This window comes from Variovorax sp. Varisp41 (genome assembly GCF_047325085.1).
In the GTDB taxonomy this organism is placed as follows: Bacteria; Pseudomonadota; Gammaproteobacteria; order Burkholderiales; family Burkholderiaceae_C; genus Variovorax.
Genome location: NZ_CP168540.1, coordinates 2,451,016 through 2,462,985 on the forward strand (window position 1 = coordinate 2,451,016; position 11,970 = coordinate 2,462,985).

13 protein-coding genes are annotated in these 11,970 nt (G+C 68.8%); 12 read left to right on the forward strand and 1 reads right to left on the reverse strand.

The genetic code is table 11. The annotated features are described in order from the left end of the window. Positions 1–78 precede the first annotated feature (78 nt). From ACEN9J_RS11495 to mnhG, 11 genes are all read left to right on the forward strand, one after another. Positions 79–405, forward strand: coding sequence for a ComEA family DNA-binding protein (locus ACEN9J_RS11495; RefSeq protein WP_413764126.1), 327 nt, complete (start codon positions 79–81; stop codon positions 403–405). A gap of 236 nt (positions 406–641) precedes the next feature. Further along, complete coding sequence (locus ACEN9J_RS11500) at positions 642–1,610, forward strand: TRAP transporter substrate-binding protein (protein WP_057589600.1); 969 nt, start codon at positions 642–644, stop codon at positions 1,608–1,610. Positions 1,611–1,632: 22 nt separating this feature from the next. Continuing rightward, positions 1,633–2,142 carry a TRAP transporter small permease gene (locus ACEN9J_RS11505; protein WP_057589599.1) on the forward strand — a complete coding sequence of 170 codons (510 nt, stop codon included), beginning with the start codon at positions 1,633–1,635 and terminating at the stop codon, positions 2,140–2,142. Next, complete coding sequence (locus ACEN9J_RS11510; protein ID WP_413764127.1) at positions 2,135–3,436, forward strand: TRAP transporter large permease; 1,302 nt, start codon at positions 2,135–2,137, stop codon at positions 3,434–3,436. Before ACEN9J_RS11505 ends, ACEN9J_RS11510 begins: the two co-directional genes overlap by 8 nt. A gap of 31 nt (positions 3,437–3,467) precedes the next feature. Continuing rightward, positions 3,468–3,845: a fluoride efflux transporter CrcB gene (crcB, locus tag ACEN9J_RS11515; RefSeq protein WP_057589597.1), complete on the forward strand. Its 378-nt coding sequence runs from the start codon at positions 3,468–3,470 to the stop codon at positions 3,843–3,845. Positions 3,846–3,924: 79 nt separating this feature from the next. Continuing rightward, positions 3,925–6,885: a monovalent cation/H+ antiporter subunit A gene (locus ACEN9J_RS11520; RefSeq protein WP_413764128.1), complete on the forward strand. Its 2,961-nt coding sequence runs from the start codon at positions 3,925–3,927 to the stop codon at positions 6,883–6,885. Next, entirely contained in the window at positions 6,885–7,247 is a 363-nt protein-coding gene (locus tag ACEN9J_RS11525) for a Na+/H+ antiporter subunit C (protein ID WP_057589595.1), read from the forward strand. The genes ACEN9J_RS11520 and ACEN9J_RS11525 overlap by 1 nt, the downstream gene beginning before the upstream one ends. Further along, entirely contained in the window at positions 7,244–8,956 is a 1,713-nt protein-coding gene (locus ACEN9J_RS11530; RefSeq protein WP_057589594.1) for a monovalent cation/H+ antiporter subunit D, read from the forward strand. The genes ACEN9J_RS11525 and ACEN9J_RS11530 overlap by 4 nt, the downstream gene beginning before the upstream one ends. Continuing rightward, positions 8,953–9,444 (forward strand): Na+/H+ antiporter subunit E, encoded by a 492-nt coding sequence (locus ACEN9J_RS11535; protein ID WP_057589593.1) that lies wholly within the window; start codon positions 8,953–8,955, stop codon positions 9,442–9,444. Before ACEN9J_RS11530 ends, ACEN9J_RS11535 begins: the two co-directional genes overlap by 4 nt. Then, the gene (locus tag ACEN9J_RS11540; protein ID WP_057589592.1) at positions 9,441–9,719 is read left to right on the forward strand and encodes a K+/H+ antiporter subunit F; all 279 of its coding nucleotides are present in this window, start codon (positions 9,441–9,443) and stop codon (positions 9,717–9,719) included. The genes ACEN9J_RS11535 and ACEN9J_RS11540 overlap by 4 nt, the downstream gene beginning before the upstream one ends. Further along, positions 9,716–10,099, forward strand: coding sequence for a monovalent cation/H(+) antiporter subunit G (gene mnhG, locus ACEN9J_RS11545; RefSeq protein WP_261207600.1), 384 nt, complete (start codon positions 9,716–9,718; stop codon positions 10,097–10,099). Before ACEN9J_RS11540 ends, mnhG begins: the two co-directional genes overlap by 4 nt. A gap of 22 nt (positions 10,100–10,121) precedes the next feature. Here the strand turns inward: mnhG and ACEN9J_RS11550 are convergent, their stop codons facing one another. After that, positions 10,122–11,114: an ABC transporter substrate-binding protein gene (locus ACEN9J_RS11550; protein ID WP_413764129.1), complete on the reverse strand. Its 993-nt coding sequence runs from the start codon at positions 11,112–11,114 to the stop codon at positions 10,122–10,124. Positions 11,115–11,220: 106 nt separating this feature from the next. On the opposite strand from ACEN9J_RS11550, the gene ACEN9J_RS11555 reads away from it, so the two are divergent. Continuing rightward, on the forward strand, positions 11,221–11,904 hold the full coding sequence (locus ACEN9J_RS11555) for a TetR family transcriptional regulator (protein WP_413764130.1): 684 nt from the start codon (positions 11,221–11,223) through the stop codon (positions 11,902–11,904). The last annotated feature ends 66 nt before the right edge of the window (positions 11,905–11,970 follow it).

Here is an 11,970-nt window from a genome sequence, read left to right on the forward strand (position 1 = left end):
CGCCCCGTTCGAAGCCCTCGTTGAGCCGAAGCCGACGTCTTGTCGGCGCATCAAAAGCATCAACGAGGGAGTTCAAACATGTTCAAGCAAATCGTGGCCACGGCCGCCCTGCTGTTCGCCGCCGCATCGTTCGCGGCGGTCGATGTCAACAAGGGCAGCGAAGCCGATCTCGACGGCCTGAAGGGCGTGGGGCCCGCGCTCTCCAAGCGCATCCTCGACGCGCGCAAGCAGGGCGAGTTCAAGGACTGGGCCGATCTCATGCAGCGCGTGAAGGGCGTGAAGGAAAAGGCCGCGGCCAGGCTCTCGGCCGAGGGCCTCACGGTCAACGGCAAGGCCTACGCGGGCGGCGAGGCACCCGTGGCTGCCAGGAGCGACAAGGCGGTGAAGAGCGCCGCCAAGCAATAACGAACGAGGCCGATCGAGACCCGCATCGGCAGACCCATGACGGGTTCGCGAGGCCGCGCAGCCGGCCTCGCCAGGGCCGCCCGCGGAGCCCTCCGCGCGGCGGCTTTCTTCATCCCGAAGTCATGCCGCGAACGCAACGCCGGCGCGCACCATGACAGGGAAAGGCCTCAGCAAGTGGCCCGGAATTTGCACGTATGCTCGCTTTCGTTTTCACTTTCACACGAACCGGAGCGCTCATGAATCACAAGTTCGGCATTGCCCTCGCGGGCCTCACCCTCGGCGCCGCGGCCTTCGCCCAGACCAAGTGGGACCTGCCTACCGCCTATCCGGCCAGCAACTTCCACACCGAGAACATCACGCAGTTCGCGAGCGACGTGGACAAGGGCAGCGCGGGCAAGCTCAAGATCACGGTGCATTCGAACGCCTCGCTGTTCAAGGCGCCCGAGATCAAGCGCGCGGTGCAGGGCGGCCAGGCGCAGCTCGGCGAGATCCTGCTGGTGAACTACCAGAACGAGTGGCAGCTCTTCGGTGCCGACGGCATCCCCTTCCTGGCCGACAGCTACGACGCGGCCTGGAAGCTCTACCAGGCGCAGAAGCCCGCGCTCGAGAAGAAGCTCGCCGAGCAGGGCATCCAGCTGCTCTACACGGTGGCCTGGCCGCCGCAGGGCATCTTCGTCAAGAAGGAGATCGCCTCGGCCGCCGACCTCAAGGGCGTGAAGTGGCGCGCCTACAGTCCCGCCACCGCGCGCATCGGCGAACTGGTCGGCGCGCAGCCCGTCACCGTGCAGCAGGCCGAGCTCTCGCAGGCCATGGCCACCGGCGTGATCGAGTCGTACATGTCCTCGGGTTCCACCGGCTACGACACCAAGACCTACGAGTACATCAAGAACTTCTACGACACCCAGGCCTGGCTGCCGAAGAACGCGGTGCTGATGAACAAGAAGGCCTTCGACGCGCTCGACAAGCCCACGCAGGACGCCGTGCTCAAGGCCGCCGCCGATGCCGAGAAGCGCGGCTGGGACCTGTCGAAGAAGAAGAACCTCGAGTACCTCGACCTGCTCAAGAAGAACGGCATGACGGTGCACGTTCCCTCGGCCCAGCTCAAGTCCGACATGAAGAAGGTCGGCGACACCATGATCAAGGAATGGACCGAGAAGGCCGGCCCCGAGGGCCAGGCCGTGGTCGACGCCTACAAGAAGATGTGAGCGAGCGTCCCGACGGCACCCGATGCGCAAGACGCTCGACTTTCTCTACATGAGCGCCGCCGCCCTGGCGGCGCTTTTCATGGTGGGCCTGCTGGTGGCGGTGCTCCTGTCCATCATCGGCCGCCAGCTTCACTTCAACATTCCCGGCATCGACGCCTATGCCGGCTACATGATGGCCGGCGCGGGCTTCCTCGCGCTGGCGCACACGCTCAAGCGCGCCGAGCACATCCGCGTGACGCTGGTGCTGCAGAACCTGCCCCCCGCCGCGCAGCGCTGGCTCGAGCGCTGGGCCATGGGCGCGGCGGCGCTGCTGGCGCTGCTGTTCGCCTGGTACAGCGTGCGCCTGGCCTGGCAATCGTTCGACTACCACGACATCTCCACGAGCAACGACGCCACCCCGCTGTGGATCCCGCAGCTGTCGATGGCACTCGGCGTCGTCGTCTTCGCGATCGCCGCGATCGACGAGTTCGTGATCGAGTGGCGGGGCCGCCCGGCCAGGGCGGCCGGAACGGAGGCGCTGCGCCATGAGTGACATCGCCATCGCCGGCTTGCTGATCCTCTCGCTGTTCCTGATCCTGGGCAGCGGCGTGTGGATCGGCCTCACGCTCTCGGGCGTCGCATGGATCGCGATGCAGGTCTTCTCCTCGCGCCCCGCGGGCGACGCGATGGCGGTCACCATCTGGGGCTCGGCCTCGAGCTGGACGCTCACCGCGCTGCCGCTGTTCGTCTGGATGGGCGAGATCCTGTTCCGCACGCGGCTGTCGCAGGACATGTTCAAGGGCCTCGCGCCCTGGATGCAGGCCCTGCCGGGCCGGCTGCTGCACACCAACGTGGTGGGCTGCGCGATCTTCGCGGCCGTCTCGGGCTCGAGCGCGGCGACCTGCGCCACCATCGGCAAGATGAGCCTGCCCGAGCTCAAGCGCCGCGGCTATCCCGACGACATGGTGATCGGCACGCTGGCCGGCGCCGGCACGCTGGGCCTGCTGATCCCGCCGTCGATCATCATGATCGTCTACGGCGTCAGCGCCGACGTGTCGATCGCGCGGCTGTTCATCGCGGGCATCGTGCCGGGCATCCTGCTGGCGCTGCTGTTCTCGGGCTACATCGCGTTCTGGGCCCTGCGCCATCCCGAGCGCGTGCCGCCCGCGGACGCCAGGCTGCCCTTCGCCGAGAAGCTCAAGGCCTCGATGTCGCTGATCCCGGTGGCGCTGCTGATCGCCGCGGTGCTGGGTTCGATCTACGCGGGCATCGCCACGGCCACCGAGGCCGCGGCCGTGGGCGTGGTGGGCGCGATGGTGATCTCGGGCGTGCAGGGCTCGTTGTCCTGGCACAGCTTCAAGGAAGCGTTGCTGGGCGCGACGCGCCTCTATTGCATGATGGCGCTGATCCTCGCGGGCGCGGCCTTCCTCACGCTGGCCATGGGCTACATCGGCCTGCCGCGCCACCTGGCCGAATGGATCGGCTCGCTGGGCCTGTCGAAGTTCCAGCTGGTGGCGATGCTCGCGCTGTTCTACATCGTGCTGGGCTGCTTCCTCGACGGCATCTCGATGGTGGTGCTGACCATGGGCGTGATCATGCCGACCGTGACCACGGCGGGCATCGACCCGATCTGGTTCGGCATCTTCATCGTGCTGGTGGTCGAGATGGCGCAGATCACGCCACCGGTGGGCTTCAACCTGTTCGTGCTGCAGGGCATGACCGGCAAGGACCTGCTGTACATCGCGCGCGTGACGCTGCCGATGTTCTTCCTGATGGTGGCCGCGGTGCTGCTCATCTACTTCGTGCCGCAGCTCGTGACCTGGCTACCGCAGCAGATGGCGCCCTGAAGCTTTCACGCCCCGGGCCGACAATCGCCGCATGCTCGTTCCGATTCTCGCGATCTGCGTCGGCGCCTCCATCGGCGCCCTGTCCCGCTGGGGTCTCGCGCTCTGGCTCGGTGTCGGCGGCCTCATGCCCTGGGGCACGCTGGCCGCCAACCTGATCGGCGGCTACCTGGTCGGCCTGGCCGTCGCCACCTTCCAGCTGCTGCCCAACCTCGATCCGGTCTGGCGGCTCGCGCTGGTGACCGGCTTCCTCGGCGGCCTCACCACCTTCTCGAGCTTCTCGGCCGAAGTCACGACCATGCTGCTCGAAGGCCGGCTCGGCGTGGCCCTTGTCACGGCCGCCGCCCACCTGGGTGGATCGCTGTGCCTGACCTGGCTGGGCATCCGCACCGTGCAGGTCTTGTCGGCCTGAGCGACCACGAAAAAACCGCCTTATGTCCTGCGGTTATAGATACCGGCGCCGATAGAGGCGGCCGATAGAATCGACCGCAATGCCCCTCGTCCTGCTCGTCGCACTCCCGTTCCTTGCCAGCGTGCTGGCGGCCTTGATGCCGTCGAACGCGCGCAACCGGGAGTCCACGCTCGCGGGGCTGGTCGCGCTGGGCTGCGCGGTGCAGACGGCGTGGCTCTTTCCGCGGCTCGCCAACGGCAACGTGCTGCGCCACGAGATCGAATGGCTGCCCGCGCTGGGCCTGAACCTGGTGTTCCGCATGGACGGCTTCGCCTGGCTGTTCTGCATGCTGGTGCTGGGCATCGGCACGCTGGTGGTGCTCTACGCGCGCTACTACATGTCGGCCTCCGATCCGGTGCCGCGCTTCTTCTCGTTCTTCCTCGCGTTCATGGGCGCGATGATGGGCGTGGTGCTCTCGGGCAACCTGATCCAGATGGTGCTGTTCTGGGAACTCACCAGCCTGTTCTCCTTCCTGCTGATCGGCTACTGGCACCACCGGCGCGATGCCCGGCGCGGCGCGCGCATGGCGCTCACGGTCACCGGCGCGGGCGGGCTGTGCCTGCTGGCCGGCGTGCTGGTGCTGGGCCGCATCGTCGGCAGCTACGAGCTCGACGTGGTGCTGGCCTCGGGCGACGTGATCCGCGCCCATGCGCTGTACCCGGTGGCGCTGGTGCTGATCCTGCTGGGCGCCTTCACCAAGAGCGCGCAGTTCCCGTTCCACTTCTGGCTGCCGCGCGCCATGGCCGCGCCCACGCCGGTGTCGGCCTACCTGCACTCGGCCACCATGGTGAAGCTCGGCGTGTTCCTGATGGCGCGGCTGTGGCCCGTGCTCTCGGGCACCGAGCAGTGGTTCTGGCTGGTGGGCGGCGCGGGCGCGATCACGCTGCTGCTCGGCGGCTTCATCGCGATGTTCCAGCGCGACCTCAAGGCACTGCTGGCCTACTCGACCATCTCGCACCTCGGCCTCATCACCCTGCTGCTGGGCCTCAACAGCCCGCTCGCGGCGGTGGCGGCGGTGTTCCACGTCATGAACCACGCGACCTTCAAGGCCTCGCTGTTCATGGCCGCCGGCATCATCGACCACGAGACCGGCACGCGCGACATCCGCAAGCTCAGCGGCCTGATGAAGCTGATGCCGATCACCGGCACGCTGGCCATCATCGCCAGCGCCTCGATGGCCGGCGTGCCGCTGCTCAACGGCTTCCTCTCGAAGGAGATGTTCTTCGCCGAGACGGTGTTCATCCAGGCCACGCCCTGGGTCGACTTCAGCCTGCCGCTGATCGCCACGCTGGCCGGCATCTTCAGCGTGGCCTACTCGGCGCGCTTCGTGTTCGACGTGTTCTTCGGCGCGCCCTGCGGCAACGAGGTGCCCAAGCCGCCGCACGAGCCGCCGCACTGGATGCGCGTGCCGGTCGAGCTGCTGGTGCTGATCTGCCTGGTGGTGGGCGTGGCGCCGGCCTGGTCGGTCGGCCCGATGCTGGCCACCGCGGCCGCGCCCGTGGTCGGCGGCATCCTGCCCGAGTACAGCCTGGCCGTGTGGCACGGCTTCAACCTGCCGCTCCTGATGAGCTTCGTCGCCCTGGCGGGCGGCGCCGGGCTCTACCTGCTGCAGCGCCGCCAGCGCGCGGCCGGCGGCCTCGAGAACACGCCGCTCCTGCACCGCTTCGACGGCCAGGTGATCTTCGAGCACCTGATCGCGCTGCTGAGCGAGGCCGGCCGCCGCAGCCGGCGCCTGTTCGGCACGCGCCGCATGCAGACCCAGCTGCTGCTGCTCGTGGTGGTGGCCGTGGCCGGCGCCTTCGCGGCGCTCGAGCAGACACCCGCGGCCGCCGGCACGCGCGAACTGCTGCCCTTCTCGCCGATGTTCGCCATGACCTGGCTGATCGGCGGCGTCTGTGCGCTGGCCGCCGCCTGGCAGGCCAAGTTCCACCGGCTCGCGGCGCTGATGCTGGCCGCGGGCGCGGGCCTGGTCTCGTGCGTCACCTACATCTGGTTCTCGGCGCCCGACCTCGCGCTCACGCAGCTGGTGGTCGAGGCCGTGACCACCGTGCTGATCCTGCTGGGCCTGCGCTGGCTGCCGATGCGCAGCAAGGACGCAGTGCAGACCGCGAGCGCGCGCCTGCGCCCCTGGGGCCGGCGCGGCCGCGACCTGCTGGTGGCCACCGTCGCGGGCTGCGGCATGGCGGCGCTGGCCTGGGCCATGATGACGCGCACCTTCCCGCAGAGCATCTCGCCCTTCTTCCTCGAGCGCGCGCTCAGCGAGGGCGGCGGCACCAACGTGGTCAACGTGATGCTGGTCGACTTCCGCGGCTTCGACACCTTCGGCGAGATCACCGTGCTCGGCGTGGTGGCGCTCACCGTCTATGCGCTGCTGCGCCGCTTCCGGCCCGCGGTCGAATCGATGGCGCTGCCGCCGCAGCAGCGCGCCCAGGCCGACGACGGCAGCAGCGACCTGCTGAACCCGCGCCGCGCCAAGGACACCGCCGTCGGCTACCTGATGGTGCCCGCGGTGCTGGTGCGCCTGCTGCTGCCGCTGTCGGTGCTGGTGGCGGTCTATCTCTTCATGCGCGGCCACAACGCGCCCGGTGGCGGCTTCGTCGCGGGGCTGGTGATGTCGGTGGCGCTGGTGCTGCAGTTCATCGTCTCGGGCACCGAGTGGGTGGAGGAGCACCTGCGCATCTACCCGCGCCGCTGGATCGCGATCGGTCTGCTGTTCGCGCTGGGCACCGGCGGCGGCGCTGTCTTCTTCGGCTACCCCTTCCTGACCACGCACACCGCCCACCTGCACCTGCCGGTGCTCGGCGACATCCACGTGCCCAGCGCCCTGTTCTTCGACATCGGCGTGTTCGCGCTGGTGCTCGGTGCCACCATGCTGATCCTCACCGCGCTCGCGCACCAGTCGGTGCGCAGCCATCGCTGGGCCGACGAGCAGGCCGAGAAGGAGGCGCAGGCCGAAGCGGATGCGCTGGCGGCCGGCGCCACGCCGGAGGGAGCGCGCTGATGGAAATCGTGCTCGCCCTCGCGATCGGCGTGCTGACCGGCTCGGGTGTCTACCTGCTGCTGCGTCCGCGCACCTTCCAGGTGATCATGGGCCTCACGCTCATCTCGTACGCGGTCAATCTCTTCATCTTCAGCATGGGCCGGCTCAAGGTCGACAGCGAGCCGGTGCTGATCCCCGGCTTCGCGGCCACCCTGGCCAACACCGCCGACCCGATGCCGCAGGCGCTGGTGCTCACCGCGATCGTGATCGGCTTCGCGATGACCGCGCTGTTCCTGGTGGTGCTGCTGGCCTCGCGCGGCCTGACCGGCACCGACCACGTGGACGGCGAGGAACGCCAGGAGCAGGAGGAGGCGCGCGAATGACCGAGCTCTTCAGCCTGCTCGACCGCTTGCTCGACATCAGCATGCCGCACCTGGTGGCGGTGCCGATCCTGGTGCCGATGCTCACGGCCGCCTTGATGCTGCTGCTGGGCGAGCAGCGCCGCCGCACCAAGTCCTTCCTCAGCGTGGTCTCGGGCCTGGTGGGCCTCATGGCCGCGCTGGCGCTGCTGCGCTGGGTCAACGCGGCCGACACCGGCGGCGGCCCGGGCTCGATCGGCGTCTACCTGCCGGGCAACTGGCGCGCGCCCTTCGGCATCGTGCTGGTGGCCGACCGGCTCTCGACCATGATGGTGGCGCTGACCGGCGTGATCGCCTTCGCCGCCTCGATCTACTCCACCTCGCGCTGGGACCGCGCGGGCGTGCACTTCCATCCGCTGCTGCAGCTGCAGCTCATGGGCCTGAACGGCGCCTTCCTCACCGGCGACCTGTTCAACCTGTTCGTGTTCTTCGAGGTCATGCTGGCCGCCTCCTACGGCCTGCTGCTGCACGGCTCGGGCCGGCTGCGGGTGCAGGCCGGGCTGCACTACATCGCGATCAACCTCGCGGCTTCCTCGCTGTTCCTGATCGGCGCGGCCATGCTGTACGGCGCCACCGGCACGCTCAACATGGCCGACCTGGGGCTGCGCATCGCCCAGCTCGCGCCCGGCGACCGCGGCCTGGTGCACGCGGCCGCGGCCATCCTGTTCACCGCCTTCTTCGCCAAGGCCGGGGCCTGGCCGCTCAACTTCTGGCTGGTACCGGCCTACAGCGCGGCCGTGTCGCCGGTGGGCGCGGTGTTCGCGCTGCTCACCAAGCTCGGCGTCTACACCGTGCTGAGGCTGTGGACCGTGCTGTTCGCGCCCGACACCGGCGCCTCGGCCGAGTTCGGCCAGGTGGTGCTGATCGGCGCCGGCATCGCCACCCTGTTCGTCGCGGCCATCGGCATCGTCGGCACGCAGCGGCTGTCGAACCTCGCGGGCTTCAGCGTGCTGATCTCGGCCGGCACGCTGCTCACCGCCGTGGGATTGGGTCAGCCCGATGTCTGGGCCGGCGCGCTGTTCTACATGCTGAGCTCCACCCTCGCGGTGGCGGCCTTCTTCCTGCTGATCGACATGATCGAGCGCTGGCGCAACGCCGGCATGAGCGTGGCGCCGCACGAGGCCGCCGGCACCGCCCCCTTCCTGGCCGAGGACCTGAGCGCGCTGAGCGACGTGAACCTCGACGACGACGCGCAGGCGCTCTACGGCCGCGCCATTCCGGCCGGCGTGGCTTTCCTGGGCCTGAGCTTCATGATCTGCACGCTGCTGCTCACGGGCCTGCCGCCGCTGTCGGGCTTCGTCGGCAAGTTCGCGATGCTCTCGGGGCTGATGGGCTCGAGCGCCGCCCTCACCGCCGCCGACTGGACCTTCCTCGTGCTGCTGATCGCCTCGGGCTTCCTCGCGCTGATCGCGCTGACCCGCACCGGCATCCGCCATTTCTGGACCCAGCCGCACGGCAACCTGCCCTCGCTGCCCGCGCTCGAGGTGCTGCCGGTGGCCGGGCTGATCGCGGCCTGCATCGCGCTCACCGTCTGGTCCGAGCCGGTGCTGCGCCACGCGATGGCCACCGCCGAGGGCCTGCGCACGCCGAGCGCCTACCGCGAAGCGGTGATGGGCGCGCGGCAGGTGCCGAACCCGGCGCCCAAGGGCGATACGAAGGCCGGCACGCCATGAAGCGCCTGATCCCCTCCCCGCCGCTGTCGGTCGCGCTGTTCGTCGTCTGGCTGCTGCTCAACCAGTCGCTCGAGGCCAGCACGCTGGTGTCGGGCCTGCTGCTGGCGGTCGTCGTGCCGCTGCTGACCAAGGGCCTGCGGCCCGCCACCGTGCGCATGCGCCGGCCCGGCGTGGCGCTGCGGCTGTCGGCCGTCGTGCTCTACGACATGTCGCTGTCGGTGTTCGCGGTGGCGCGCGCGCTGCTCACGCGCCGCAGCGACCGGATCCATTCGAACTTCCTGCGCATACCGCTCGATTTGCGCGACCCCAACGGCCTCGCCGTGCTCGCGATGATCATGTGCCTCACGCCCGGCACCGCCTGGGGCGAGGTGGCCTTCGACCGCAGCACCCTGCTGATCCACGTCTTCGACCTCGACGACGAGGCGGCCTTCATCGCGCAGATCAAGAGCCGCTACGAACGTCCGCTGATGGAGATCTTCGAATCATGACGCCCATCCTCTTCTGGTCGCTCAAGTTCGCGCTGTTCCTGCTCGCGGTGGCGATGCTGTGCGCCGTCGCGCGCCTGCTGATCGGCCCCACCGCGCAGGACCGCGTGATGGCGCTCGACTGCCTCTACATCAACGGCATGCTGATGATGCTGGTGCTGGGCATCGTCTACGCGAGCGACGTGTACTTCGGCGCCGCGATGCTGATCGCGCTGTTCGGCTTCGTCAGCTCGACGGCGATGGCCAAGTTCCTGCTGCGCGGGGAGGTCATCGAATGAGCGATTTCATCGTGGGGCCGCTGCCGCTGTGGGCCGAGGTCGTCACCGGCGTGTTCGCCGTGCTGGGCGCGGCCTTCGCGGCCATCGGCTCCTTCGGCCTGGTGCGGCTGCCGAGCTTCTTCCGCCGCATCCACGCGCCCACCCTGGGCGCCACCGGCGGCGTGTGGTCGATGATGGTCGCGACCATCGTCTACTTCTCGGTGCAGAGCCACAGCCTGTTCCTGCACGCGACCCTGATCGCGCTGTTCGTGGCGCTCACCACGCCCGTCACCACCATCTTCCTGATGCGCGCCGCGCTGTTCCGCGAGCGGCAGAAGCACGGCGACGTGCCGCCGCCCGCGCCCTCGGACCAGGGGCCGATCCCGCCCTACAAGGGCTGAAGGCCCGCGGCGTGCCAGGCGCTCAGGGCGCCATGCGCACGTTCCTGTCGAGGAAGTCGTTGCTGAACAGCAGCGCGGGGTCGTAGGGCTTCTCGATGCCGATCAGCGACGAGACCAGCTCGTAGTCGGCCTTCACGCGCGCGCCGTCGAAGGCGCCGAGCGCCACCTTGGTGGTGGTGTCGTCGCGCATCAGCTGCTTGATGCGTTCCCACTGGTCGCGCTGGTTGTCGGGCGACAGGCCGCTCACGCTCGCGGTCAGCGCCTGCAGGCAGGGCGCGAAGTCCTTCACGCAGGCTGCGTAGGCACGCTGTGTGACGGCGACGAACTTCTTCACCTGCTCGGGCTTCTTCGCGAGGTAGGCGCCGTTGACGATCAGCGAGTTGCCGTAGACGTTCACGCCCGCCGTGCGCCAGGGCTGGAAGCCGAGGTCGTCGCCGAACTCGCGCACCTTGAGGTCGTGCTCGTTGTAGAAGTCGCTGATGATGTCGACCGATTTGCTCTTGAGCGCCGCCACCTTGGCCTGCGGGCTCACGTTGACAAAGCTCACGCTGGCCGGGTCGAGCCCGGTCTTCTTCGCGAAGGCCGGCCACATCAGGCGCGCGGCGTCGCCCGGCGGGTTGCCGATCTTGCGGCCCGCGAAGTCCTTCGGCCCCTGGATGCCCGAGGACTTGAGCCAGTAGAAGCCCTGCGGGCTGTTGGCGTAGATCACCATCAGCGCCTTCACGTCGGCGCCCTTGCCGCGGGCCTGGATGGTGGTCGGCAGGTCGGAGATGCCGAGCTCGCTGCCGCCCGTGCCCACGCGCTGCGCCGACACGGCCGAGCCCTTGCCGGCCTCGATGTTGAGGTCGATGCCGGCCTTCGAATACCAGCCCTTGGACTTGGCGTAGTAGAGCGGCGCATGGTCCGCCGTGGGCGTCCAGTTGAGCATCAGGCTCATGGAATCGGCGGCGAATGCCGAGGGCCCCTGCAGCGCGAGAACGGCGGCGGCGCCAGCCACCGACAACAGCTTTTTCATGCAGCTCACTCCAAAAGAAGGTAAAAACGGATCCTGAAATTCATATTACCAACTGTTTGGTTGACAGGCAATCGAAGCCTTCCCGCCCTGGAGACAGAATCCGACCATGCCTTCCGCCACCTCCCGCAAGTCCGCCGCACCCGCCGCCACCCCCTCGGCTCCTGTCGCCACGCGCCGCGAGCGCGACCCCGTCGCCGCCAAGCAGGCGCTGATCGCCGCCGCGGTCGCCGAGTTCGCGACCAAGGGCTTCGCGGGCGCGCGCGTCGACGAGATCGCCGCCGCCGCGGGCGTGAACAAGCAGCTCGTCTACCACTACTTCGAGAGCAAGCAGGGGCTGTACCTGGTGGCGCTCGAATCGGTCTATGCCGAGATCCGCGAGAAGGAACAGAAGCTCGAGCTCGGCGCGCTCGAGCCGCGCGAGGCGATGGCGCAGCTGGTGGCCTTCTCCTTCGACTACCTGGCCGAGCATCCCGAGTTCATCGCCATGCTGGCCGACGAGAACCGCAACCGCGGCGAGCACCTGCACGAGTCGGAACGGCTGCAGAAGATGCACTCGCCCTTCATCGAGATGCTCGAGGCCACGCTCGAGCGCGGCGTGGCCGCGGGCGTGTTCCGCGCCGACTTCGACGCGATCAATCTCTACATCTCGATCGCCGGCATCTCCTATTTCTTCTTCTCGAACAACCACACGCTGTCGGCCATCTTCGGCACGCCGCTCGACGCGCGCGGCGCGCTGCTCAAGCGCCGGCGCCACGTGATCGAGTTCGCGCTCAACGCGCTGCGGCCCTGAGCGCCCGCGGCCCTCGCGCCGCTTTTTATCAACTAGTTGGTTGACTCGATCGTCGGGTCTGCCTAT